At 44.2% G+C, this 24,670-nt stretch carries 23 protein-coding genes; 18 read left to right on the top strand and 5 right to left on the bottom strand.

Annotation, left to right across the window (positions count from 1 at the left end):
• Window positions 1–117: 117 nt before the first annotated feature.
• From lpdA to ACP7AA_RS07690, 6 genes are all read left to right on the top strand, one after another.
• A complete protein-coding gene (gene lpdA / locus ACP7AA_RS07715; RefSeq protein ID WP_201618932.1) occupies window positions 118–1,569 on the top strand; it encodes a dihydrolipoyl dehydrogenase in 1,452 nt (483 codons plus the stop codon).
• A gap of 178 nt (window positions 1,570–1,747) precedes the next feature.
• Window positions 1,748–2,914: an ADP-forming succinate--CoA ligase subunit beta gene (gene sucC / locus ACP7AA_RS07710; RefSeq protein ID WP_201564349.1), complete on the top strand. Its 1,167-nt coding sequence runs from the start codon at window positions 1,748–1,750 to the stop codon at window positions 2,912–2,914.
• A 177-nt stretch (window positions 2,915–3,091) separates the two neighbouring features.
• Complete coding sequence (sucD, locus tag ACP7AA_RS07705) at window positions 3,092–3,967, top strand: succinate--CoA ligase subunit alpha (protein ID WP_201542416.1); 876 nt, start codon at window positions 3,092–3,094, stop codon at window positions 3,965–3,967.
• Window positions 3,968–4,199: 232 nt separating this feature from the next.
• Entirely contained in the window at window positions 4,200–5,087 is an 888-nt protein-coding gene (locus tag ACP7AA_RS07700; protein WP_426223153.1) for a UTP--glucose-1-phosphate uridylyltransferase, read from the top strand.
• Between the two features lie 3 nt (window positions 5,088–5,090).
• On the top strand, window positions 5,091–6,758 hold the full coding sequence (gene pgi / locus ACP7AA_RS07695) for a glucose-6-phosphate isomerase (RefSeq protein WP_426223152.1): 1,668 nt from the start codon (window positions 5,091–5,093) through the stop codon (window positions 6,756–6,758).
• Between the two features lie 58 nt (window positions 6,759–6,816).
• On the top strand, window positions 6,817–8,196 hold the full coding sequence (locus tag ACP7AA_RS07690) for a UDP-glucose/GDP-mannose dehydrogenase family protein (RefSeq protein ID WP_426223151.1): 1,380 nt from the start codon (window positions 6,817–6,819) through the stop codon (window positions 8,194–8,196).
• Window positions 8,197–8,356: 160 nt separating this feature from the next.
• On the opposite strand, the gene ACP7AA_RS07685 is transcribed toward ACP7AA_RS07690, so the two are convergent.
• Window positions 8,357–9,850 carry a phosphomannomutase CpsG gene (locus ACP7AA_RS07685; protein ID WP_426223150.1) on the bottom strand — a complete coding sequence of 498 codons (1,494 nt, stop codon included), beginning with the start codon at window positions 9,848–9,850 and terminating at the stop codon, window positions 8,357–8,359.
• A gap of 155 nt (window positions 9,851–10,005) precedes the next feature.
• On the opposite strand from ACP7AA_RS07685, the gene mazG reads away from it, so the two are divergent.
• From mazG to yjgA, 8 genes are all read left to right on the top strand, one after another.
• A complete protein-coding gene (gene mazG / locus ACP7AA_RS07680) occupies window positions 10,006–10,884 on the top strand; it encodes a nucleoside triphosphate pyrophosphohydrolase (RefSeq protein WP_426223149.1) in 879 nt (292 codons plus the stop codon).
• Between the two features lie 109 nt (window positions 10,885–10,993).
• Window positions 10,994–11,302: a ComEA family DNA-binding protein gene (locus ACP7AA_RS07675; RefSeq protein WP_426223148.1), complete on the top strand. Its 309-nt coding sequence runs from the start codon at window positions 10,994–10,996 to the stop codon at window positions 11,300–11,302.
• A gap of 177 nt (window positions 11,303–11,479) precedes the next feature.
• Window positions 11,480–13,807 (top strand): polynucleotide adenylyltransferase PcnB, encoded by a 2,328-nt coding sequence (pcnB, locus tag ACP7AA_RS07670; protein ID WP_426223147.1) that lies wholly within the window; start codon window positions 11,480–11,482, stop codon window positions 13,805–13,807.
• 34 nt (window positions 13,808–13,841) lie between these two features.
• Entirely contained in the window at window positions 13,842–14,390 is a 549-nt protein-coding gene (gene folK / locus ACP7AA_RS07665) for a 2-amino-4-hydroxy-6-hydroxymethyldihydropteridine diphosphokinase (RefSeq protein WP_426223146.1), read from the top strand.
• 126 nt (window positions 14,391–14,516) lie between these two features.
• Window positions 14,517–15,317 (top strand): 3-methyl-2-oxobutanoate hydroxymethyltransferase, encoded by an 801-nt coding sequence (gene panB / locus ACP7AA_RS07660; RefSeq protein WP_426223145.1) that lies wholly within the window; start codon window positions 14,517–14,519, stop codon window positions 15,315–15,317.
• A 121-nt stretch (window positions 15,318–15,438) separates the two neighbouring features.
• Window positions 15,439–16,341: a pantoate--beta-alanine ligase gene (panC, locus tag ACP7AA_RS07655; protein WP_426223144.1), complete on the top strand. Its 903-nt coding sequence runs from the start codon at window positions 15,439–15,441 to the stop codon at window positions 16,339–16,341.
• A gap of 40 nt (window positions 16,342–16,381) precedes the next feature.
• Window positions 16,382–17,359: an RNase adapter RapZ gene (rapZ, locus tag ACP7AA_RS07650; protein ID WP_426223143.1), complete on the top strand. Its 978-nt coding sequence runs from the start codon at window positions 16,382–16,384 to the stop codon at window positions 17,357–17,359.
• Between the two features lie 111 nt (window positions 17,360–17,470).
• Window positions 17,471–17,983 (top strand): ribosome biogenesis factor YjgA, encoded by a 513-nt coding sequence (gene yjgA / locus ACP7AA_RS07645; protein ID WP_201564375.1) that lies wholly within the window; start codon window positions 17,471–17,473, stop codon window positions 17,981–17,983.
• Between the two features lie 128 nt (window positions 17,984–18,111).
• Here yjgA and ACP7AA_RS07640 read toward each other — a convergent pair whose 3' ends face one another.
• Both ACP7AA_RS07640 and ACP7AA_RS07635 read right to left on the bottom strand, forming a co-directional pair.
• Window positions 18,112–18,732: a thiol:disulfide interchange protein DsbA/DsbL gene (locus tag ACP7AA_RS07640; protein ID WP_183619492.1), complete on the bottom strand. Its 621-nt coding sequence runs from the start codon at window positions 18,730–18,732 to the stop codon at window positions 18,112–18,114.
• A gap of 333 nt (window positions 18,733–19,065) precedes the next feature.
• A complete protein-coding gene (locus ACP7AA_RS07635; protein ID WP_426223142.1) occupies window positions 19,066–19,206 on the bottom strand; it encodes a hypothetical protein in 141 nt (46 codons plus the stop codon).
• A 103-nt stretch (window positions 19,207–19,309) separates the two neighbouring features.
• On the opposite strand from ACP7AA_RS07635, the gene ubiG reads away from it, so the two are divergent.
• The 4 genes from ubiG (at window position 19,310) to ACP7AA_RS07615 (ending at window position 22,320) form a co-directional block, all read left to right on the top strand.
• The gene (gene ubiG, locus ACP7AA_RS07630; protein ID WP_426223141.1) at window positions 19,310–20,182 is read left to right on the top strand and encodes a bifunctional 2-polyprenyl-6-hydroxyphenol methylase/3-demethylubiquinol 3-O-methyltransferase UbiG; all 873 of its coding nucleotides are present in this window, start codon (window positions 19,310–19,312) and stop codon (window positions 20,180–20,182) included.
• A 74-nt stretch (window positions 20,183–20,256) separates the two neighbouring features.
• Window positions 20,257–20,967 carry an HAD family hydrolase gene (locus tag ACP7AA_RS07625; RefSeq protein WP_426223140.1) on the top strand — a complete coding sequence of 237 codons (711 nt, stop codon included), beginning with the start codon at window positions 20,257–20,259 and terminating at the stop codon, window positions 20,965–20,967.
• A 128-nt stretch (window positions 20,968–21,095) separates the two neighbouring features.
• Window positions 21,096–21,893, top strand: a complete 798-nt coding sequence (locus tag ACP7AA_RS07620; RefSeq protein WP_201564389.1) for a YciK family oxidoreductase — start codon at window positions 21,096–21,098, stop codon at window positions 21,891–21,893.
• Window positions 21,894–22,053: 160 nt separating this feature from the next.
• The gene (locus ACP7AA_RS07615) at window positions 22,054–22,320 is read left to right on the top strand and encodes a DksA/TraR family C4-type zinc finger protein (protein WP_426223139.1); all 267 of its coding nucleotides are present in this window, start codon (window positions 22,054–22,056) and stop codon (window positions 22,318–22,320) included.
• Between the two features lie 139 nt (window positions 22,321–22,459).
• On the opposite strand, the gene ACP7AA_RS07610 is transcribed toward ACP7AA_RS07615, so the two are convergent.
• On the bottom strand, window positions 22,460–23,599 hold the full coding sequence (locus tag ACP7AA_RS07610) for a CobW family GTP-binding protein (protein WP_426223138.1): 1,140 nt from the start codon (window positions 23,597–23,599) through the stop codon (window positions 22,460–22,462).
• A 91-nt stretch (window positions 23,600–23,690) separates the two neighbouring features.
• A complete protein-coding gene (gene ompR, locus ACP7AA_RS07605; protein ID WP_201565950.1) occupies window positions 23,691–24,455 on the bottom strand; it encodes a two-component system response regulator OmpR in 765 nt (254 codons plus the stop codon).
• Window positions 24,456–24,670 lie beyond the last annotated feature (215 nt).

Here is a 24,670-nt window from a genome sequence, read left to right as displayed (position 1 = left end):
ATAAACCTTTGTTCTTAGCGTGTATTAACGACAGAATAAAATGTCCATTTATTTATCATAAGCTTAATTAATCATTCAAATCCTAACTGAAATTAGAATTAGAAATAGGAACGTACTATGAAAGACAATTATGATCTAGTCGTCATCGGCGGCGGTCCTGGTGGTTATGAAGCCGCTATTCGTGCAGGCCAACTGGGTATGAGCGTTGCTTGTATCGAAAAACGCGTTTATAAAGGCGAGCCAGCACTTGGCGGTACTTGTTTAAACGTCGGTTGTATCCCATCAAAAGCCTTGCTTGATTCATCACACCGTTATGAAGCGACTAAGCATGACCTTGCTGAACATGGTATCAGCACCGGCGACGTTGCTATCGATATCGAGCAAATGATTGCCCGTAAAGAAGGCATCGTTAAGCAATTGACCGGCGGCGTTGCGGCATTGTTAAAAGGTAATGGCGTTGACTGGCTTCAAGGTTGGGGCACGTTGGAAGATGGTAAAGGCGCAGATAAAAAAGTTAAATTTACCGCCCTTGCTGACGAAGCAGAAACCATTATCACGGCTAAAAACGTGATTCTTGCAGCAGGTTCTGTTCCTATCGATATTCCTGTGGCAAAAACTGATGGCGATCGCATCGTTGATTCTACCGGCGCGCTTGATTTCACTGAAGTACCTAAACGTTTAGGCGTGATTGGTGCCGGTGTTATCGGTCTAGAGCTAGGTTCAGTATGGCGTCGTTTGGGCTCAGAAGTGGTTGTTTATGAAGCGCTACCAAGTTTCTTAGCCGCCGCTGACAAAGACATCGCTAAAGAAGCGGGCAAAATGCTGAAGAAGCAAGGCCTTGATATCCGTGTCGATACCAAAGTGACCAATGCTGAAGTGAAAGGCGACCAAGTTGTCGTTACTAGCGAAGCTAAAGGCGAGTCGAGCGAGGAAAGCTTTGATAAGCTAATCGTTTGCGTCGGTCGCCGTGCCTACTCTGAAAAACTATTGGGCGCAGACAGCGGTATCACCTTGACTGAACGCGGTCTAATCGATGTCGATGACCAATGTAAAACCAACCTTGATGGCGTTTATGCTATCGGTGACTTGGTCCGTGGCCCTATGCTTGCGCATAAAGCAATGGAAGAAGGCATGATGGCGGTTGAGCGTATTCATGGCGAAAAAGCACAAGTTAACTATGACACTATCATTAACGTCATTTATACCCATCCAGAAATCGCATGGGTTGGTTTGACTGAACAAGCAGCGACTGAAGCGGGTTATGAAGTAAAAACGGGTTCATTTAACCTAGCCGCTAACGGCCGTGCGCTTGCCCAAAGTGAAGCACAAGGCTCTATCAAAGTCGTTGCTGATGCTAAAACAGACCGTTTATTAGGTATGCATGCTATCTCTGCTGGTGCTGGCGATATCGTCCATCAAGGTATGATTGCGATGGAATTTGTATCAAGCATCGAAGATTTGCAGTTAATGACCTTTGCGCATCCAACCATTTCTGAAGCGGTTCACGAAGCGGCTCTTTCTGCAGATGGTCGCGCGATTCACGCCATCCAGCGTAAAAAGCGTAAGTAGCTTTTAAAATTAAAATGATTAAAGCTAAGACAATTTAAGTAAATATCAAGTTTAACCGGATGGGGCGACCGCTATCATTATTGAGATAATGGTCGCCATCATCATAAGTGCTCAGATATATTCTTCTACGCACTTGATTTCACTTTTTATTAATTGTAAAAAATAAAGGATACAATCAATGAATTTACATGAGTATCAAGCAAAAGAGCTATTAAAAAGCTACGGTTTGCCCATTCAAGAAGGCATTATCGCCTATAACGGCGACGAAGCTGCTGCGGCTTTTGATAAAACGCCTACAGACATTGCGGTTATTAAAGCGCAAGTACATGCTGGCGGCCGTGGTAAAGCGGGCGGTGTTAAATTGGTTAAGACTCGTGAAGAAGCTAAGCAAGTTGCTGAAGCGCTTATCGGTACCAATCTGGTTACATTCCAGACTGACGCTGATGGCCAACCAGTAAACTTTGTATTGGTTGCAGAAGATATGTACCCAGTACAAACTGAGCTATATCTTGGCGCGGTTGTTGACCGTTCTACGCGTCGCGTGACTTTTATGGCATCAACCGAAGGCGGCGTTGATATCGAAGAAGTAGCAAGCGAAACCCCAGAAAAAATCTTTAAAGTAAGCGTTGATCCATTAGTCGGTTTAATGCCTTACCAAGCACGTGAAGTGGCATTTAAACTGGGCCTTGAAGGCAAGCAAATCAACCAGTTTGTAAAATTGATGAGCGGTGCTTATCAAGCATTCATTGACAATGATTTTGCGTTACTAGAGATTAACCCATTAGCGGTTCGCGAAAATGGCGAAATCGTTTGTGTCGATGGCAAAATTGGTATCGACTCAAACGCCCTATATCGTTTGCCTAAAATAGCTGCGCTACAAGACAAAACGCAAGAAAATGAGCGTGAGCTTAAAGCAGCTGAATTTGACTTAAACTATGTTGCGCTAGAAGGTAACATCGGTTGTATGGTCAACGGTGCTGGTCTTGCAATGGCGACCATGGACATCATCAAATTGTATGGCGGCAAACCTGCTAACTTCTTGGACGTTGGCGGCGGTGCAACCAAAGATCGCGTTGTTGAAGCGTTCAAAATCATTCTAGAAGACAGCAGTGTTGAAGGTGTTTTAATCAACATCTTTGGCGGTATCGTACGTTGTGACATGATTGCAGAAGCCATTATCGCTGCGGTTAAAGAAGTCGACGTAAAAGTACCTGTCGTTGTACGTCTAGAAGGTAACAACGCTGAATTGGGCTTACAGATTCTAGAAGAATCTGGTCTGAAATTGACTTCAGCCCAAGGCCTAGCAGACGCGGCGCAAAAAATTGTCGATGCGGTTAAAGCGTAAGTCTTTAATATAAGTCGTTAAAATAAGTGCTATTTTATTAATATGCGCCTAAAAAACGATTAAGCATTATAGTCAAAGCGTGATGGCAGTTTTTTAGTATAAGCATCTCTTGTTAACATTTAACGATAGATGGGCTAGCAAACTGCTATTGCAAGACAACCGAATAAGGAAAAAATAATGAGTGTATTAATTGATAAAGATACCAAAGTATTGGTACAAGGTTTTACCGGTAAGAACGGTACATTCCACTCTGAACAAGCGATTGAATACGGCACTAAAGTTGTTGGCGGCGTAACTCCAGGTAAAGGCGGTCAAACGCACCTAGGTCTGCCAGTATTTAACACCATGGCGGAAGCGATGGAAGCGACCCAAGCTGACGCATCAGTTATCTACGTACCTGCACCATTTGTACTAGATTCTATCGTTGAAGCGGTCGATGCCGGTGTAAAGTTGATCGTTGTGATCACTGAAGGCGTACCGACTATCGATATGCTAAAAGCTAAGCGTTACATCGAAGAAGCAGACGGCGTACGTATGGTCGGTCCAAACTGCCCAGGCGTTATCACTCCAGGTCAGTGCAAAATCGGTATCATGCCAGGTCATATCCATCTACCAGGTAAAGTAGGTATCATCTCACGCTCTGGTACGTTGACTTATGAAGCGGTTGCACAGACTACTAAGCTTGGCTTTGGCCAGTCAACTTGTATCGGTATCGGTGGCGATCCTATCCCTGGTATGAATCAGATTGACGCGCTAAAACTGTTCCAAGACGATCCACAAACTGAAGCTATCGTGTTAATCGGTGAGATTGGTGGTACTGCTGAAGAAGAAGCCGCTGCTTATATCAAAGAGCACGTGACTAAGCCAGTTGTTGGTTATATCGCTGGTGTTACCGCGCCTGCTGGTAAGCGTATGGGTCATGCTGGTGCGATTATCTCTGGTGGTCAAGGTACTGCTGAAGAGAAATTTAAAGCCTTTGAAGACGCTGGTATTGCTTATACTCGCGATCCATCAAAAATCGGTGATAAGCTAAAAGAAGTGACTGGTTGGTAATTTAGATATTGATGGATAATCTAATACCGAAACGTCGTTGAAAAAAATACAAGGCACCCCTACAATGGGGTGTCTTTTTTTATACTAAAAATATTTTTCATTGACTAAAATGTAGAAATTATGAAAAACAAGATATTGGTTACGGGCGGCGCTGGATATATCAATTCTCTTAGACCTAAAAAATTTGATTAGATAAATTATACAATATAAGTTTGGATGAATTGAGAATGATATGAAAAAAATTATCCACGCCGTTATTCCAGTTGCAGGCTTTGGCACGCGTATGTTGCCATTATCGAAATCGGTGCCGAAAGAGCTATTGCCACTTGGTAATCGTCCTTCGATTCATTATGTCGTTGAAGAAGCGATTGCTGCTGGTATCAAGCATATTGTGTTGGTCGGTCATGCACAAAAAAGCGCCATTGAAAATTACTTCGATATCAATGCTGAGCTGGATAACCAATTGCGTGCTAAAGGTAAAGATGAGCTAGCCGATAGCTTAAATTGGCTACCAGATGATGTGACGATATCGATGATACGCCAAGGCAAGCCATTAGGTTTAGGGCATGCGGTGCTTGCCGCGCGACCAATTATAGGTATGAATGATTTTGCGGTACTGCTGCCCGATGTGGTGCTTGATCCCTTTACCACCGATATGACGGCTGATAACTTAGCCTTTATGATTGAGTCTTTCGCTAAAGACAAGCATTCACAGATATTGGTTGATAAAGTCGCCGATGAAGAGGTCCATAAATACGGCATCGCTCAATTAAGCGAATTTGATAACAGTGTACATCATGATATAGATAATAAAGCAGATGCAAATACCAGTTTTAAAGTCGCCGGTTTTGTAGAAAAGCCCAACTTAGCTGATGCACCTTCTAGATTGGCCGTGGTTGGGCGTTATGTCTTTAGTAACCATATTTTTGATTATCTAGCCAATACCAAGGCATCGATTGGCGGTGAAATTCAACTGACTGATGCTATCGATGCGTTGATTAGTCAATATGGCGTCAATGTCACGACGATGCGGGGTGATAGTTATGATGCCGGAGATATGCGCTCTTATATGCAGGCGTTTATTTATTTCGCGCAGCAGCAATTAGCAGATGAAGAGTAATGAATGAACGATATAAAAGATAATAACCGTTATAGCAGCGCGCGCAGCTCTAAATACTGGCAGCAGCTACAGGAATTGGCGGCACAGCCGTGGTCGCTTGATGAACTGTTTGCGCAAGATGCTGAGCGTACGAGCCGTTTTAGTACGCAAGCTGGCGCGCTATATATGGATTATAGTAAGCAGTGTATTAATGATGCTGTGCTAGAAAATTTATTAAACTTGGCGAATAGTTGTGAATTGTCAGACCGTATTAAATCCTTGTTGCAAGGCGCAATGGTTAATACCAGTGAAGAGCGTGCGGCGTTGCATACGGCGCTGCGTTTACCAGTTACTGCGAAACTGCAAGTTAATACGCAAGATGTTGTGGCTGATGTGCATCAGAGCTTGGCACAAGTTGCAAGATTGTCCGAGCGGGTACGCAGTGGTACGTGGCGCGGATTTTCCGGCAAGGCGATTACCGATGTGGTTAATATCGGCGTTGGTGGTTCTGATTTGGGTCCGCTGATGGCGACCACGGCGCTTGATGAGTGGGCGGATACTGCTATCGAAGTGCATTTTGTCTCCAATATGGACGGCACGCAGCTTGATAATTTGCTGAAGCACTTAAATCCTGAAACCACTTTATTTATTATATCCTCTAAGTCTTTTGGTACCGTTGATACGTTATCCAATGCCAAAACCGCGCTGTCATGGTTGCTTGCAACCGCAAAACTGCGGGCGGGTACGGAGGACAGTGTATTACGTCGCCATTTTATTGGTATTTCAGCCAACAGCGAGAAAATGAGCGCGTGGGGCATTCATCTTGAGCATCAATTGCAGCTTTGGGAATGGGTTGGCGGCCGTTTTTCTTTATGGTCAGCGATTGGATTGGCTATTGCCATTCGTATCGGTATCGATGGCTTTAAAGCATTATTAGCCGGCGCTCATAGTATGGATGAGCATTTCGCGCAAGCGGATTTTGCAGAAAATTTACCGGTATTATTAGGTTTGCTTGCCGTTTGGAACAGTACCTTTTTACAGGTAAATGCCCATACGGTATTGCCTTATGATGGGCGTTTAGAGTATTTGCCAAGCTACTTGACCCAGCTTGAAATGGAAAGTAATGGTAAATCGGTGACGCTGCATGGTGAGCGCCTTGATTATGATACTTGTCCGATTTTGTGGGGTGAGATTGGTTCAAACGCGCAGCATGCTTTTTATCAGCTCTTGCATCAAGGAACGCAGCAAGTCTCTTGTGATTTTATCGCCTGTGTGCGTCGTTATAGTGATAAAGCGACCAATGCCTCGCTACAGCAGCAGCATGAATTGTCTTTAGCTAACTGTCTAGCACAAAGTCGGGTACTGGCTTTTGGCAATGCGGCGATTGCTGATGCTGATATACAAATCGCTTCTGATGCTGATAAGTATAAATACTACCGCGGCAATCAGCCCTCAACGACTTTACTGATTGACGAGCTGACCCCGCATAGTTTGGGGGCATTAATCGCGCTTTATGAGCATAAGGTTTATGTGATGGCCAGCATTTGGGATATCAATCCGTTTGACCAGTGGGGTGTCGAGATGGGTAAGCAGATGGCAGAGTCAGTGCATACCGCTATGCAGCAAGAGGGTGGTGAGCAGTTCGACAGCTCTACCAATCAGCTATTACAGCATATTAAGCTGCTTTCTTAAGAGTGCCTGCTATTAATTTATTCACGCTGCTAATTCACCAATAATCAAAGGTAAACTCATGAGCGCTGATGCCATAAATACACATAAGCATAAATCTGTACCCAATTCGTTTAATAATACGGCGATAAATACTAACGTTTGTGTCCTTGTCGGTCATAGTATTGAGGCTATTACCAGTGCCGTGGTGCTGGCAAGTCTCGGTCATGCGGTTCATCTCTATGCCGATAAAGATATATTGGCGCAGCAGTTACAACAATATGGTTTTGAGCATCATCTGCAAGCGCTTTGGCAGATGTATGATCAGCAGCAACAGATTGTCAGTTATGCGCTGCCAAAGAGTGCTGATGAGCTTATACAGCGTTATGAAGTGGCGAATGATAATGATGAGAAAAAATCAGTTGCGCTATATTGGCTGTTTTTAGATAGTATTAGCTCAGTATGGCTAGAAGACAGTTGGATTACCGCCTTTAATCATAGTCATCAGCAAGCATTAGCGCTCATTATGAGTGGTATTAAACAGTTGGGTGTGGTTGCCGCATTATCCAAGCTTTTACAGCGCGCTTGGGTATATTATTTACCATTCGTCTTCTTAAAAGACGGTGATGCCTATAGCTCGATGTTGAATCCGTCGTTATGGCTACTCGGTGAAAAAACGCCAAACAGCAGCTATCATCTACATATGCTTCAACCATTAATGCAGCATGCGCGTGCAACGTATCATGCCGATATTGCGACGATAGAATTTGCGCGTAGCAGCATCATGGCGATGCTGGCAACGCGGGTCAGCTTTATGAATGAAATGTCGCGTTTGGCCGACAGTCATCAGGTTGATATCCAGCAGGTCAGCCACATTATGGGACTCGATGAGCGTGTGGGCAGTAGCTACTTGCAAGCGGGCTGGGGTTTTGGTGGCAATACACTTCCGACCGAATTGCTTCAGCTGCAGCAATCAAGTCAAGCGCAGAGCCTAGCCATGCCGCTATTGCAATCGGTTATCCATATTAATGAAGACCAAAAAGAGCTGATATTCCGTAAGTTTTGGCAATATTTTGATGGTTTTATCGATAATAAAACCGTCATGATTTGGGGCGGTAGTTATAAAGCAGGCTCGGGACGGACGGCAGAGTCGGCGATTCATCCTTTATTGGCATTATTATGGTCTTATAATATCCGAACGCTGGTTTATAGTGATAAAGCGCAAACGGAGCTTGCCGCACTTTATAAGCAGCAGTCATTACTTCAGTTGATAAACAATCCGTATCAACAGCTTAATGAGGCGCAGGCAATCTTTATTATCAGCTGGTTGCCAGAAAATCGACTAGATATTGCCAAGCTTAATGAGCAAGCGATGCCCATATTCGATGCGCAAAATGCCTTGTCACGACCGCAGATAGATGGTCTAGTCGGCGACTATATGGGGATTGGTCGCGCCAAATAAGGCTTTCTATTAGGTAGTAACTCGATAGAAAATTAGTGCAGCAAAAGACAGTTATTAGATTAAATCCAAATAAAAGCGCCAATTAATATAAAAATTAATCGGCGCTTTTTTTATTTTCACAGGTTTAGAATGTCTTTATTCAGCACAGCAGCTATTCATATTAAGCAGGTACCGCACCTTTACTGGCAAGCCATTGTTGAATGGCTTGGGTTTTGGTCCGTAGTAAATCTTCATTACCGCGACTTTCAATATTTAACCGAATTAATGGTTCAGTATTTGAGGCGCGTAAGTTAAAACGCCATTCGCCAAAGTTTAAACTCAAACCATCGAGCATCGATTTGGTTGGATTTTCAGCGCTGAACTTATCTTCAATTGCCTTAATAATCGCCTGCGCATCATGCGTGGTCAGATGAAAATTCAGCTCGCCTGAGCTTGGATAGGCTGCAATATAACCGCTGACCAATTCTGACAATGTTTTACCGGTAATCGATAATAACTCAATGGTCAGCAGCCAAGGAATCATACCGCTATCGCAGTAGAAAAAATCGCGGAAATAATGATGCGCTGACATCTCGCCGCCATAAACCGCGCCAGAATCACGCATGACTTGCTTAATAAATGAGTGCCCAGATTTACTAATAACCGCCTTACCATTATGCTCATGAATGACAGCTTCGGTGTTATAAATTACCCGTGGATCATAAACGATCGACTCGCCCGTATACTTATTTAAAAACGCTTGCGCCAGCATCCCAACGACATAGCTACCATCGATAAATTCGCCGTATTCATCGAATAAAAAGCAACGGTCAAAATCGCCATCAAAGGCAATCCCAAGTTCGGCTTTATTTTCTAACACCGCTTGCTGGGTGGCGGTTCTATTAGCCAAAATCATCGGGTTAGGGATGCCATTTGGAAAACTACCATCAGGCTCATGATGCAATTTGATGACTTCAATCGGTGCGCCAGCTTGTGCTAACTTATCGATTAATAAATCAACCACCGGACCTGCGCTGCCATTTCCTGAATTAATAACCAGTTTAAGTGGTTTTAATTTGTCAGTATCAATAAAAGTCATCACATGATTGATATAGGCGCTTTTATCCGTCATTAATTCTAAATTGCCTAAAGTTCTAGCAGTGGTAAATTGTCCCGATTCTGCCAATGCTTGAATTTCTGCCAAACCATCATCGGCGCTAATCGGTTTTGAATGCTCTTTGACCAATTTTAAGCCATTATAGTTAATCGGATTATGACTGGCAGTGACTTCGATACCGCCCAACGCTTGATAGTAGCTGGTGGCAAAATAAACCTCTTCCGTACCTGTCATACCCAAATCAATCACATCGACGCCGGCATCTAGCATACCTTTGATTGTCGCTTGTTTTAGCTGCTCACTTGAATGACGGATATCGCTACCAATAACGATAGCTGGTTTTAAGTTTTTCAGTTCAGCGGTAGCATCACTATCGGCACTGTTATAGCGCTCGAATAAAATTTGCGCGAAAGCACGGCCGATACGGTAAGCGATAGCTTCATCGAGATTGACACCAAGCTCGCCGCGGATATCGTAAGCTTTAAATGAATCAATGTTAATCGGCGCGAACTGGGTTTGAGTCGCATAGCTAGCATTATTGGTATCGGATGTGGGCATAACGATAAAATCCTTGCGTTTAAGCAGTGAGATGATAATTAAGTAAGTCACCCAATTATAAGCTAATCAGCGTTCAATGCTACACTAACGACAAAATCGTTATAAACTTAACAGGGTTCTATTGAATAACCAATAAAAATATAAGAGTGTTTTTTATGAATAGCTTAGAAAATAAAATAACAGCGCCAATACCGGTACCAGGAACGCCAGAAGCAAGTGGCGAGTTAGCGGATTTGTTGTCCTTAATGGCACGGCTGCGAGCAGATTGTCCGTGGGATAAAAAGCAAAGCAACCATAGCCTCATTCCTTATGCGATTGAAGAAGCCTATGAGCTTGGTGAAGCGGTACAAGGTGATGATGATGAAGACATCAAAGGCGAGCTTGGTGATGTGTTGCTGCAAGTGGTTTTTCATTGTCAGATGTACGCTGAACAAGGACGCTTTGATATGAGCGATGTGATTACCACTTTACAAGAAAAGCTGATTCGCCGGCATCCACATGTGTTTGAAGCAGAAACGCTACAAGATGAAGCAGCGGTAAAAGAACGCTGGGATGAGATTAAGGCGGAGGAGCAACAAGCCCGCGCTGCACGTGGTAAACCACAGCGCCGTTTGGACAATACCAAAGCCGGCAGCGCGCTCATGCAAGCGCAGGATGTGCAAAAACAGGCGTCAAAACTGGGTTTTGATTGGGAAGGTGTCAGTGGCGCATTTGATAAACTCGATGAAGAAATTGCCGAGCTAAAGGCCGAGATTTTAGATAAGCCAAAAGATGCTGCTAAATATAATATAAGCAAAACCAATATCAGAGAGATTGAAAAGGAGCTTGGCGATTGCATGTTTGCGCTGGTCAATGTCGCCCGTAAACTAAACCTCGACGCTGAAACTGCAACTTTAACTTGTGTGCATAAGTTTAAATCGCGTTTTGGCTATATTGAAGACCAGTTAGCTGCCGCTGGCAAGCGTTTAGAAGATAGCGATATCAATGAGATGGATGCGTTATGGGAAGCGGCGAAACAACATGAACGCGACTAATAAAAGCTTGCTTACTAAATGGTTAGCCATCAAATGGTCGTTTATTAAATGGCAGCATGTTAATTTGTTTAAAAATGCAGCCATTTCTTTAGTAGGCATAGTTTCTATCATGGCTATGCTATCTCATTCTGTCCTTGCCGCCCCTTGTTTTGATAACGCCCAAAGTGCTTATAATTATCTATTAACGCAAGAAACAGCGCAAAGCCAAGCGCGTACGCAGACCAGTATTAATATCAATCGGGCGACCGAAGCCGAGCTGGTGGCATTAGACGGTGTTGGCAGCAGTAAAGCGCAGGCCATTATTTTATATCGTGAGATGTTTGGCGGCTTTAAGAGCGTTGATGAATTAACTAAGGTAAAAGGCATCGGTGCAAAAACCGTTGAGAAGAATCGCAGACGTTTAAGGGTGCAGGATTAATCACGGTATTAATCAGGATATTTTGTATTAATTAACCCCAATATTGACAAAATAGCATGTAAGTAAATGTCATAACACACCCACCATGGCCAAAATTTGTTAAACTAGCAGGTACATCCGCCTGATAGACGCTGTGTTCGTCAGGGGTGGTTAAGAATAAAGGCGAGGAGTAGATGCATGGCCGAGCGTGCCGCCAAGCAGTTAGAACTGAATAAATCTGAATTACCAAATTCCATTACCGAAGTGATTGCAACCCTAACCCGAGCTGGGTTTGATGCCTATATCGTCGGTGGCGGCGTGCGCGACACCTTGCTAGGCCTGCGTCCAAAAGACTTCGACGCGGTCACTGATGCTAAGCCCCATGAGATTAAAGATGTCTTTGGCAAGCGCTGCCGTATTATCGGTCGCCGCTTTCAATTGGCGCATGTCTACTCTGGGCGCGAGCTTATCGAAGTGGCTACTTTCCGTGGACCACCGCTTAATGATTCCAATACCAATCAAGATGGTATGATTCTGCGCGACAATGTCTGGGGCGATATCAAACAAGACTTTGCCCGTCGCGACTTTTCTATCAATGCCCTTTATTATCAACCACTTAAAGGCGTGGTGCATGATTTTTGCGGTGCACTTGAAGATATTGATAATAAAATTATTCGCCTGTTAGGCAATGCGCCGACTCGTATCGAAGAAGATCCGGTCAGATTGCTGCGCGCCTTACGTTTTAAAGCTAAGTTGGGCTTTGATTTTGATAGCGAACTAGCCGCACAGTTCCATGATGGTAATTGGGCGCTACTTGAGCAAATCTCTCCGCATCGTCTGTATGATGAAACGCAAAAGATGTTTACTGGTGGCTATTTAGTGCCACTATTGCCGCTATTATTTGAGTCTGGTGCGATTGATAGTTTAATCATTTACCCACCTGCTGAGCCAAGTGCTTTAGTGAAACAAGTCGCTATTAATACCGACAAACGTATCGGTGCTGGCAAAAGTATTAACCCTGCCTTCTTTTACGCCGCGTTGCTGTGGGAAAACTACTTACATCAATTAGAAAAAGCCAAAAAGCGCAATATGCCTTTTGCCGATGCACAAATGCATGCAGCGGGCAAAGTCATCGACCGTCAGCGTATCAAAACTGCTATTCCAAAATTCGCTGAACAGTTTATTCGTGATATCTGGATATTGCAGCCAAAATTGGCCGCCCCACGTAGTAAACAAATTGTCCAGCTGTCTGAGCACCCACGTTTCCGCGCCGGTTTTGATTTCTTGCTATTGCGTGAGCAGTGCGGCGATGCCGAACATCCACTATCAGAATCGACCAACGGTATGGGCGAGTGGTGGCACAACTATCAAACCTTGACCGAACAGCAGCAGCAACAAGCGATTGATGACTTTGATGAAAATATTCGTCGCGGTGCTTATAAGCAAGGGCAGCGCGGTCGCGGGCGTAATCGTCAAAAACAGCAAACCTCGAACGATAATGGCAAGGTGAATCACATAGAAAACGATCAGCAAGATAAAGTAAACGGCAATGGTCATAGCAAGCAGGCGGTTAATGATGCCTTAAACGTGCCATCACGCCGTCGCCGCGCCGCCAGTCAGTCTACTCAGCAGGCTAATAACAATGGTAATCATAGTGTCAGCAATAATAGTCATAATCAGGGCTATGATAAGCAGCAAGCGACACAAGATAATAATGAGCTGGCGCAATTGCAGCAGTTATCACTTGCTAACATAGGTCATCAAGCGGCAACTAAACGCCACAATGCCAAGCCTGCACCGTTGTTTGTCATAGAGCATGAGAAGGTTGTACCGCCATTACGCAAGCAATTGCCAAGTGATGCACAGTCGCAATCGTCATCTAAGTCGCCTTCTAAATCTAAACCGGCTAGCCAAGCGTTTGTAGAAAAAAACGCTGTTACTGACAACGCAGCGACTCAGAAAGTAGTAAATAATACTGCAGCGTCTAAGAAGGAACAATCTGACAAAGTAGAAAGTCATCATACGAAGTCAAAGCAAACTGATGCCAATGTTAGTAGTGACTCAGCTTCTGCTAAAGCGCATACGACCGAGTATGCTACGCGTACGGTAGCCAGAACACCGGCGCTCGTCAGTATGAATAATGAGCCGATACCGCATAAGCGTCGCCGCCGTCAGCCTACTGTTGTAGAAAATGACAATGGAAATAGCTCAGCTGATAGCAATAGCGTAGTAGAGGCTAAAGCAGTCGATAACAAAGCGCAAAAAGCGGCGAGATACGCAAAAAAAGCGCCGAAGCTAGCGACTGAAGCTGTTAGTAAAACTGAAACTAGTGACGTTGAAAATAATGCTAAGAAGGCAACCAAAGCTTCAGCAGCAAAACCTACTAAAACCAGTCAAGATACGAAGAGCCAGACCAGTCAAAGTCAGTCAGCTAAGAATCAAACAGCTGCTAGTAAAATGAATGAGCAAAAAGGCCCTGTACCATCGAAGCGTCGCCGCCGTCAGCCAAGCGTTAATAACGTTTAAGCTTATGAGCGGACAATAGAGTAAAGTGATAACTATGAATACGCACTTTGATGCTAGCGGTAACAATGAGAGCTATGCAGCCGCAACTTGGGTTACCTGCTATGTAGGCTTAGGTAGCAATCTGACAAATGAGCTAGGTTCGCCTGTCGAGCATTTGCAGCAAGCCGTTGCCACTATGCAAAATCACGAGCAGATACGCGCGGTACAGGTGTCTTCCTTTTATGCTTCAGCACCGATGGGACCGCAAGACCAACCTGATTTTATCAATGCGGTCGCAGGATTTGAGACCACTTTGACTGCGTTTGAGCTGCTTGATTTTTGCCAAGCGCTAGAGCAGCAAGCCAAACGCGCCCGTTTGCGCCGTTGGGGCGAGCGTAGCCTTGATGTCGATATCTTATTATATGGTGACGCGCAAATATCAGAGCCGCAATTAACCATACCGCATGCTGGCTTGCCTGAACGTAATTTTGTTTTGATACCACTGCGAGAGCTAGCGCCAGAGTTGATTATTAAAGGTAAACCTATAAAGGATTATCCGCTGAGTAACGATTGGACAGGGTTAAAGTTACTATCAGATGATTGATGTATTAACCGTTAAATATATTTATTAACTACTAAAAAGTAGCAGAAAATTGGCATTTAGCAGCATTTCCAGTCATTGATTGTTAAACGTATTGATGATTGAAAGCATTGAGGATGATGTAACGATATGACGACGTTATCGACTTTAAATAAATTTAAAAAAGACGGTACCAAATTTACCTGTCTGACCTGCTATGACGCGATGTTTGCGCGCATGATGGATAAAGCACAAATCGATACGATATTGATTGGTGATAGTCTGGGCATGGTGGTACAAGGTCATGATTCAACCTTACCGGTCAGCGTCGATGATATGGCTTATCATACGGCCAATATTGCCCGTAGTAATAAGCACGCACTGATTTTAGCCGACTTGCCGTTTATGAGTTATGTGACGCTCCCAGAAGCGGTTGCCAATAGCCGTAAGCTGATGCAGGCGGGCGCGCATGTGATTAAGATTGAAGGCGGTAGTGAGCTTTGCGATTTAGTCACGACATTAGCGCAAGCAGGTACGCCCACTTGCGTACATCTTGGCTTAACCCCACAATCAGTCAATGTCTTTGGCGGTTATAAAATCCAAGGGCGCGGTGATGCAGCGGCGGATAAGCTGCTTACTGATGCCAAAGCGGTGGTCGAGGCAGGTGCTGCACTTTTGGTACTAGAATGCGTACCTGCTGAACTTGCAAAAGCTGTAACCCAAGCGGTTGCCGTACCGGTAATTGGTATTGGCGCTGGTGCCGATACTGATGGTCAAGTCTTAGTCATGCATGACATGCTTGGTATGGTGCACGGTCGTGTGCCGCGCTTTGTCCATGACTTTTTAACCGATGAGCGTAATAGCGCGCGTAGTATTGAAGGCGCATTTGCCCTATATCAGCAAGCGGTACGCGATGGCAGCTTTCCGACTGAGCAGCACCAATTTAGCTAGTGGTCTTTAATTTAAAACTTTGAATTTGGTGCTTAGTATTTAGCGCTTTGAATTTAATGCTTTAAATTTAGTGTTTTGACGATTATCAGTAGAAAAAGCTATCAGGATAAGAGTATTTACCATGCCAATTATTCATCATCATATCTCAGCATTGCGTGCTGCCTTAAAGCCTTATCGTGGTCAGGAAGATAGCCAGCAGCGTATTGCGTTAGTACCAACCATGGGCAATCTACATGACGGTCATCTTGAGCTGGTAAAGCTTGCCAAGCAGCATGCCAATATTGTCGTGGTGAGTATCTTTGTCAATCCTACCCAATTTGGCGTCGGTGAAGATTTTGACAGTTATCCACGTACCTTAGATGCAGATGTTGCCAAGCTTGCTACCGTTGGTGCTGATTATGTATTTGCCCCAAGTATTGATGAGATGTATCCAGTATTACCGCCACCAACGTCAGTCCGCGCTGGGGAAATTACCACCCAACTATGTGGTCAATCGCGCCCCAATCACTTTGATGGCGTCGGCATCGTGGTCTCTAAGCTCTTTAATATCATTCAGCCTGAGGTGGCCGTATTTGGCCAAAAAGACTATCAGCAATTGGCAATTATCCAGCAAATCGTGCGTGATTTAAGCTATCCAATTGAAATTATAGGTGCGCCTATCGTACGTGCTGCTGATGGTTTAGCATTATCTTCGCGCAATCAGTATCTAACCGAAGCTGAGCGCAATGTTGCTCCTGTGCTGCATAAAGAATTGCTCCGCTTAGCTGAGCAGTTAATGCAGGGTCAGCATCTCGAAAAAAGGCTTGCGCCTTTATTAACAGAGACACGGGCACGCATCTCTGAGGCGGGCTTTAAAATTGATTATTTAGAAGTTAAAACGGCTCAGCTCGATTCTTTAGAGACAGATGCTGCCTCTGCAATTTTCAATGGGAATCAGCAGGATTTGGTGATCTTGGTTGCGGCTTGGTTGGGCCGTGCACGTTTATTAGACAATCAGTTAGTGACGGTCAAGCTGCCGTGCTGACAGAATAATTCGCCAGACGCAATTATTAGGATGACGGATCATGAGTGCAAGTAAGGATGACAAGCAAGCACAGGCAAATGACAATTTAGCAAAGCCTATAAACGCGAAAGTAGAAAATAAAGATAGATTAAATATCTTAGTAGTATCAGGGCGCTCAGGTTCAGGTAAAACCTCAGTACTCAATATCTTAGAAGATTTAGGCTATTATTCTATTGATAATTTGCCTTTGTCATTGGTTCCTGAAGCGGCGCAAAAATTGGTCTGCGATAGTGGGATTAAACGCATCGCGCTGGGTGTCGATATTCGTACACCACGTGCGGATTTGTCTAATTTCGCTGAAACTCATGATGCGTTAAAGCAGAGGTATGGTGAAGAAGCGGTCACTGTGGTCTATGTGACGGCGCAAGAAGAAACCTTGGTTGCGCGCTTTAATGCTACCCGCCGCATTCATCCGCTGATGGTGCAAGATACTAAGGGTATAGAAAATACCACTTATAATCTGCCAGCAGCGATTGAAAGAGAAATTCAGCTTTTGCAGCCGATATTTAAGCAGGCGGATGTCAAAATCGATACCACTATGCTAAATATTCATCAGTTGAAAGAGCGCTTGCGTGATTATGTTGGGGTCGATAATCAAATAGTGATTAACCTGCTATCGTTTGGCTTTAAATACGGCAGCCCAATCGATGCAGATTTCGTCTTTGATGTGCGTATTTTGCCAAATCCACATTGGAATCCAACGTTACGAGCCGCAACCGGTCTTGACCCTGAGGTTGCTGATTTTTTTGCCGATTATCCAGAAGTTGCTGAGATGACTGAAGATATCGCAAAATTTCTTAATCGTTGGCTGCCTGATTTTCTGCATAACAATCGCCATACGGTCACGGTCGCTATTGGATGTACGGGCGGCAAACATCGCTCGGTATTTATCACCAAGCATTTACAAGATAAGCTGACGGCCAGCTTGCCTGAAGGTTTGACCGTTGTTGCTAAACACCGTGAAAAGAATCGTTGGTGATGCTTTCTTTGTCGCTAAAACTTATAAGCTGCAAGGTATAAATGGCAAAAATGCGATTAACTTTATTATTTACTATCTATTATTTATTATCTCGAAAAATGGAAAGCTTTTATGATTGACTGGTCAGAACATGATATGCGCGTCTCGCGCACAGAGCTCAAAAAAGCTCATGAGCGCTTGCAAGCACTGTCGATACCGCTTGCCAGCTTATCGAAAAAACAGCTCAAAAACCTGCCAGCAAGTGATTACTTTATGGCGGAGCTGATGGCGCTTGCTGATATCACCAGTGCCAATGCGCGTAATCGCCAAACCAAGCGCGTCGGTAAACTTATCAGTGAAGAAAATCGCCATGAATTGGTCAAAGCCTTGTTTGATGCCTTTTTCCCAAAAGAGCAGGTTTCTAAAATCGAGAGTTGGTTTGAGCGCTTAAATATCAATGATGAAGGCACGCTTAAGCAGTTTGTTAAACAGTACAAAGCCTCTGAGCGCAATAGTATGTATCAGCTGCTGCTTTGGATTGAGTACGCCAAGCATATGCAAGACGATGAGCTGATGGCAGAGTCTAAAGAGGATTTGGCCAGTTATATTCGGGAAGTGGCGATATTGTCGCAGCTAAAAATGTAGCCAATTATGTTGGCTATAAAGCGGCGTTGCCGTTCATAATAACGACCCATAAAAAAGCCAATCAGTGATGATTGGCTTTTTATATTTTTCTATAAACTAATACTGGTTAATCAATTGTGCAGACTGACTTATTTTTTCTCTGCACGTACTTTATCGACCAGATAATCAACTACTTTAGGTACAGTGGCGCTTTCGCCGGTCACTACATATTTACCATGGACGACAACCGCTGGGACACCTGAAAGCTGATAACGCTTGGCGCCTGCTTGTGAGCGACCAATTTTTGTTCCAACCGCAAATGAGTTATATAGGCTGTTAAATTTCTTTTCGTTGACGCCTTGTGAGGCATACCATTTGCTCAATGACGCTTGGTCAAATAATTGCTTGCCGTCTTTATGTACCGCATCAAATAGCGCATCATGGGTCTTGTTTTCATAACCTAATAATTGCGCGGCATAAAAACCACGGGCACTGGCTTCCCAAACTGGGTTAAGCGCTGCTGGGGTTTTAAAGAATGCCACGTCTTTATCTTTGGTTTTTGCCCATTTTTCCATATGCGGATTTAGGACGTTACAATGCGGGCAGCCATACCAGAAAAATTCACGCACAATGATAGCATCACCGCTGATTTTTTCTGGATTGTCTAGCACACGGTAATCTTTTCCTGCGACATAATTGGCGGCTTGCGCGCCCATATTGGCCAGCCCAATAGCACAAGCCAGACCAGTCAATGCGATGATACGTTTCATACTTGTTCCTTGAGGTGTCAAAATTTAAAATGTTTGGTGCAAATTTTCAGATCAAAAGTTGCTTAGCGCATTTATATAGGTTTGAAAGTAGATAAACGACAATGCATTATCTAAATTGTCTTTGCTAAATCGACCTATAATAGAGTACGGACTATAATAGCGTAAAATGCCCGCACTTGTGAACCCGATTCTTAACTAACGGTTGTAAAGCTGTGAGCTATTATTTAAGGTATCTTACTTATCATTTTTAAGCGGCTAGTTTTAAGCTGACAGCTATTAAGTTTTGTCACAGAGAAAGGTGATTATTCACTAAGACTTATTAAGAAAGACTTATTAATAATATTCAAAGTTATAAAACAGTTTCATATTTTCCGCTTGTATAAAGGTCTGCTGCTTAACAATCATAACGCTGACATGTTCATTAAAACTTAAGTATTTACTGCCGCGATTCACAATCGGTGACGATGTACTCACGACAAAGTCGCCGCTCTCATGCTAATATTGGGCATACTGCTATTGAGCATGTCAACATGCCTATAAACGATAATAACTATAATACCCATAAAGGAAAAACCCTATGAGCCAAGCTTTCTCTTCTGCCCAGCCTGTGAATCATCAGTCAAACAACGATTCAAACGATTACGCAAATAACGAGCCAGCTACCAATACTGCTACTAGTGACTTTAACCAAAATACTGCTATCAATGTCGATGCCAGCGAAGTGGAAAAATTCAATAACTTGGCAAGCGAGTGGTGGAATAAAACTGGCGCTTTTGCTACTTTGCACGAAATCAATCCGCTACGCCTTAACTGGATAGAAGAAAACGTGAAGCGCGGCTTTATGAGTGCTGATAGCAGTAAAACGGCAGAGATGGGCTTGGCGGCTAAAAAAGTCCTTGATGTCGGTTGCGGCGGCGGTATCTTGGCAGAATCAATGGCACGTCGCGGTGCTGATGTCACCGGTATCGACCTCGGTACCGAAAACCTCAAAGCGGCGGCCTTACATGCTGAGCAAAGCAACTTAAATGCTACCTTGCGTTATCAGCATATTCCTATTGAGCAGTTAGCGGCTACCCATGCTGGTCAATTTGATGTTGTGACCTGTATGGAGATGCTTGAGCATGTGCCAGACCCAGCTGCCATTGTCGAGGCGTGCTTTACGCTATTGGCACCGGGCGGCGTTTGCGTGCTATCGACGATTAACCGCAATCCTAAATCGTACCTGTTTGCCATCGTTGGGGCAGAGTATGTATTGCGCCTGCTTGATCGCGGCACCCATGATTACGCCAAATTTATCACCCCAGCTGAATTGGATAAAATGGCGATAACGGCAGGCTTTACCCGTCAAGACATCATTGGACTGCATTATAATCCATTGACCAAGCGTTATTGGTTGGCACAAAACGTCGATGTTAATTATATGATGGCGGTACAAAAGCCACTGGCGTAAATCGCCTTTTATAAGCATTCCTTTTTGACCACTTTTTAAATCAATGTTTTAAATTAATATTAAGAGCGCCCGTTATGAGCCAATTTGTAAAAGCTGTCTTGTTTGACCTTGATGGCACATTAATCGATACTGCCGCTGATTTCGTCCGCATTATTGGTAAAATGAGCGGCGAAAATGATTGGCAAGCGCCACCTGAAGCCGAAATTCGTGAGCAAGTCTCTGCCGGTGCCTCGGCGATGGTACAGTTGATGCTGCGTCATAACGACCAACTTGAGGTCAGCGAATCTGAGTTACTGGAGTTTCGTCAGCAGTTCTTAGACGATTATGAAGCGGAAATCTGTGTCGATAGTTGCGTTTTTAGCGAGCTTGAAGAGGTGCTGCGCGCATTAGAAGAAAAAAGCGTGCCATGGGGTATTGTGACCAATAAGCCGCGTTATCTCGCTGAGCAGTTATTAGAAAAAATGCAGTTAGACGGGCGCTGTTCGGTACTGGTGTGTCCAGATGATGTATCGCGCTCTAAACCCGATCCAGAGCCTATGTATGCAGCATTAGAAAGACTCTCTATCCCGCGCGGTGCCGCTGAAAGCGTGCTTTATGTCGGCGATCATATACGCGACATCGAAGCTGGCAAGGCTGCGGGTATGCCGACTATCTTAGCCGCTTACGGTTATATTCCACCTGAAGATCAAAAAAACCTTAAGAAATGGGGTGCAGATTATATTACCGAAACCCCTGCAGACTTGAATAAATTATTGCTTTCTTCTGGCAAGTTTGACTATTTATAAAGCAAATAAGCCTTATAAAGCAAATAAACCATTTAACGAAATAGCTATTAAGCACCCTACCTATTAAATAATAAGCAGTGAGTAATGCCATGAGTGACAATACTAATCAGCCTACTAGCCAGCAACAGATGCCATCAGCGGCGCAAGCTTCTGTGCCAGCTGTATCGCACGACGATATTCGTAATTTTATACCGCCTGATGACTGTTTAGATGGTAAAACTATCTTGGTAACGGGTGCCGGTGATGGTATCGGGCGTATCGCCGCCTTAACCTATGCGCGCTATGGCGCGACGGTATTATTGTTGGGGCGTACTAGCAGTAAGCTTGAATACGTTTATGATGAAATTGAGAGCTTTGGTGGCAAGCAGCCAGCCATGCTACCGATGAATCTAGAAGGCGCAACCTATGCTGAGATGCAAAAGTTAGAGAACTTGATTGCTAAAGAAGTTGGTCAGCTTGATGGTATTTTGCATAATGCGGGCATGCTTGGGGCTTTGACGCCACTTGAGATGTACGATGTTGATATGTTTGCCCAAGTAATGAAGGTCAACTTTACGTCAACCTTTATGCTCACACAAGCGCTGCTGCCTTTACTTAAGGACGCAGCACATGGTTCGATTGTCTTTACCTCTAGTAGCGTCGGCACCCATCCTCGCGCATTTTGGGGCGCGTATGCACTCTCTAAGCAAGCGGTAGAAGGCATGAGCGATATCTTTACCCAAGAAACGCAGAATACCACTAACTTGCGCTTTAACTGTATCAATCCTGGTGGTACCCGTACCAATATGCGCGCCCATGCCTTTCCCGGTGAAAATCCGATGAGCCTAAAAACCCCGGAAGATATTATGGGCGGTTATGTGTTTTTGATGAGTGATGAGAGCATCGGTGTGCGCGGTCAAGTGGTTGAGCTCCAACCAAAAGATTAATATTAATCAGCACCTGTAGTCTTATAGGGCAGTATTTTTATAATTGTTTATAAAATTGCGTATTTATTGAAATAAGCGACTTATAACCCCATCTATTTGTTATTAAAGACTTTTATAAATTATGATTTAAATATCGTTAATAAGAAAATAGGATGGGATTATGGCAGGTGGCTGGTCAAGAGATGGGGCAGAGCATGAGCAAATGGATGCGACTGTCAACGATGCGTTAGAGCGGGCACGGCGTGCGCTGCCAACGGGTACAAGTGCTGAGTTCTGTGATGAATGCGGCAATCCGATTCCAGAAGCGCGGCGTATTGCCGTGCCAGGCGTGCAGCACTGCGTCGGCTGTCAAACGGAGCTTGAACAAGAAGCAAAGGCGACTGAGCTATTTAATCGCCGCGGTAGTAAAGACAGTCAATTGCGTTAATAGAAAATCCCCCATTATGTTGATAGTGGGGGATTTTTATCGGTTTTATCTTTATCAGCATTATCATTACTGGCAATTATTATCAATAATCTGTCTATCACTGCCGATAGCTGGCTAGGCAATCAATAACTATAACTATCTATAACATCAATGCCATCAGCTCAAGGTCATACACTTCCCAATCTACCTTAACCGCTGTCGCATCTTCTTGCTCAGTACTTGCTTGCAAAATAATCTCTAGTCGGTTATCTGCTTGTGCGCTCACTGTCTTTGTGGACAAGCTATCAGGAGTAAAATTGATTTGTAGCCAGCCATGAGAGGTATGCACAATGCCTTTGATACGTTGCCAATTTGGCAGCTTTAACAGCCAATCCTGTAACTTATCGGCATCTAATACATATTCTGCTGGTAGTCGCCACCCTGCCAGTAGAATATCTTGCTGTTGCTCATGATAACGATAGGGCAGCTCTACACTTGTATCGGGCTTATTATCGTCATTGCTTTTAGGATTGTGGAAGGTATTAGCTGTTAAAGAATGACTCAGCGGATTTGGCTTTAAGCCCACAACAGCTCTGTATGGCTCAGCGATATTGACTCTTTGCTGCTTTGAGATGACAAAACTGGGTTTGGATAGCTGTGCACTTAATGCTGCTGAATAGCCTGTGGATGTATTTATCGTATGAGTGGTTATCTGCTTGTCAGATTCTGCCCAAATAATAGAAATCTGTGCATTGAGCTTGGCTACCCATGCTTGAAGCGCTTGTCTTTCGTCAGTGCTTAATTGAGTATAGCGATTAATGACCAAAACATCGGCATCGCGGACATGCGCCTGAAAACCTTCATGAGTACGATACTTTTCTTGTTGCCATTGCAGGGCGCTAAGCACCGTGATGACCGCTTGCATCTTTAAAGCCGTTTGCCAATGCGGCGCGCTAAGCTGTTGGACAAGCTCACGCGGATGGGCAAGCCCTGTTGGCTCGATAAGCAGACGCTTTGGATGATGGTCACTGAGCAGGCGACTCAGAGCGATTTGTAGTGGCAACTGACTGGTACAACAAATGCAGCCGCCGCTCACTTCACGAATGGCGATGTCATGTGTCGTATGGCTATCTTGTGAGCTGGCTAGTAGCGCGCCATCGATCCCGATACGACCAAACTCATTGATTAATAACGCCCAGCGTTCACCTGTTGGTTTGGTCGCAATTAATTGATTAATGAGGGTGGTTTTGCCAGAACCCAAAAACCCTGTCACCAAGGTGCAGGGTATGTTTTGAAGCATAATAGGTGATTTCAATGTTGCGCCCGTGATATTAATAGGATGAGATATTAACCATCTGAGGTATCAATAGCCGCAAGCAGCATTTATGAGTTTATAACGACTCATTTTTGGCCGCTTCAACTTCTGCTTCGTCTGGTACGAATACATAACCTACGCCCCAAACGGTTTGAATATAACGCGCTTGTGAAGGATTGTCTTCAATCAGACGGCGCAAACGTGACACTTGTACATCGATAGAGCGCTCCATCGCGCCCCATTCACGACCACGGGCAAGGTTCATCAATTTATCACGTGTTAATGGCTCACGTGGATGCTGTACCAAAGCTTTTAATACTGAAAATTCACCGGTCGTCAAAGTGACAACATTGCCATCACGTTTAAGGGTACGGGTCGATAAATCAAGCGTCCATGGTCCAAACTCAACCACTTCTAGCTGATGACTTGGCGCACCCGGTAGCTCACGATTTTGACGACGCAGCACCGCTTTGATACGGGCCAATAGCTCTTTTGGGTTAAATGGCTTTGGCAGATAGTCATCAGCGCCGGCTTCAAGGCCAGCGATACGATCGGCATCGCCACCTTTGGCAGTAAGCATGATAATCGGGATATCACCATTATCTTCACGCAAGCGCTTACAGATACTAATACCGTCTTCGCCTGGTAGCATCAAATCCAAAACCACCAATGAGAACAGCTCACGTTGCATCAATTTGTCCATCTGATTACCATCATGGGCCGTACGGACAACAAAACCATCGTCTTCTAGAAAGCGTTGTAATAAAGAGCGCAAGCGTGCATCGTCATCAACGACCAAAATGCGCTGGTTTAAGGTGTCAGGGCTGTTATTATCTGTCATACAGTCATCCTCTTATAAAAATTATTATTAGTAGCAGTTTTTAGTAAAAAACGTTTATAAAAATACCATTAAAAACGCGGGTAAAAATCTTATTGTTATTTAATGATCAATCCGTTGATAAGTAAATCATGATTAGCAAACCATTAGTTGTCATAAAAAATATAGTCGTCGAAAAAACCTATAAAAATAAAGACTTTTGTTCAATATGGCAGGGC

The organism is Psychrobacter sp. DWR1-2-3, assembly GCF_049896465.1.
Taxonomy (GTDB): domain Bacteria; phylum Pseudomonadota; class Gammaproteobacteria; order Pseudomonadales; family Moraxellaceae; genus Psychrobacter; species Psychrobacter maritimus.
This window is presented reverse-complemented; position numbering and strand designations above follow the sequence as displayed.

Coding starts and splice junctions, on each gene's coding strand:
- folK (WP_426223146.1), top strand. CDS start 13,842: ATGAATACGCACTTTGATGCTAGCGGTAACAATGAGAGCTATGCAGCC.
- sucC (WP_201564349.1), top strand. CDS start 1,748: ATGAATTTACATGAGTATCAAGCAAAAGAGCTATTAAAAAGCTACGGT.
- ACP7AA_RS07640 (WP_183619492.1), bottom strand. CDS start 18,732: ATGAAACGTATCATCGCATTGACTGGTCTGGCTTGTGCTATTGGGCTG.
- ACP7AA_RS07615 (WP_426223139.1), top strand. CDS start 22,054: ATGGCAGGTGGCTGGTCAAGAGATGGGGCAGAGCATGAGCAAATGGAT.
- pgi (WP_426223152.1), top strand. CDS start 5,091: ATGAACGATATAAAAGATAATAACCGTTATAGCAGCGCGCGCAGCTCT.
- ACP7AA_RS07675 (WP_426223148.1), top strand. CDS start 10,994: ATGGCTATGCTATCTCATTCTGTCCTTGCCGCCCCTTGTTTTGATAAC.
- ubiG (WP_426223141.1), top strand. CDS start 19,310: ATGAGCCAAGCTTTCTCTTCTGCCCAGCCTGTGAATCATCAGTCAAAC.
- mazG (WP_426223149.1), top strand. CDS start 10,006: ATGAATAGCTTAGAAAATAAAATAACAGCGCCAATACCGGTACCAGGA.
- rapZ (WP_426223143.1), top strand. CDS start 16,382: ATGAGTGCAAGTAAGGATGACAAGCAAGCACAGGCAAATGACAATTTA.
- pcnB (WP_426223147.1), top strand. CDS start 11,480: ATGGCCGAGCGTGCCGCCAAGCAGTTAGAACTGAATAAATCTGAATTA.
- ACP7AA_RS07610 (WP_426223138.1), bottom strand. CDS start 23,599: ATGCTTCAAAACATACCCTGCACCTTGGTGACAGGGTTTTTGGGTTCT.
- ACP7AA_RS07620 (WP_201564389.1), top strand. CDS start 21,096: ATGCCATCAGCGGCGCAAGCTTCTGTGCCAGCTGTATCGCACGACGAT.
- yjgA (WP_201564375.1), top strand. CDS start 17,471: ATGATTGACTGGTCAGAACATGATATGCGCGTCTCGCGCACAGAGCTC.
- ACP7AA_RS07685 (WP_426223150.1), bottom strand. CDS start 9,850: ATGCCCACATCCGATACCAATAATGCTAGCTATGCGACTCAAACCCAG.
- panC (WP_426223144.1), top strand. CDS start 15,439: ATGCCAATTATTCATCATCATATCTCAGCATTGCGTGCTGCCTTAAAG.
- ACP7AA_RS07690 (WP_426223151.1), top strand. CDS start 6,817: ATGAGCGCTGATGCCATAAATACACATAAGCATAAATCTGTACCCAAT.
- lpdA (WP_201618932.1), top strand. CDS start 118: ATGAAAGACAATTATGATCTAGTCGTCATCGGCGGCGGTCCTGGTGGT.
- ACP7AA_RS07700 (WP_426223153.1), top strand. CDS start 4,200: ATGAAAAAAATTATCCACGCCGTTATTCCAGTTGCAGGCTTTGGCACG.
- ompR (WP_201565950.1), bottom strand. CDS start 24,455: ATGACAGATAATAACAGCCCTGACACCTTAAACCAGCGCATTTTGGTC.
- panB (WP_426223145.1), top strand. CDS start 14,517: ATGACGACGTTATCGACTTTAAATAAATTTAAAAAAGACGGTACCAAA.
- sucD (WP_201542416.1), top strand. CDS start 3,092: ATGAGTGTATTAATTGATAAAGATACCAAAGTATTGGTACAAGGTTTT.
- ACP7AA_RS07625 (WP_426223140.1), top strand. CDS start 20,257: ATGAGCCAATTTGTAAAAGCTGTCTTGTTTGACCTTGATGGCACATTA.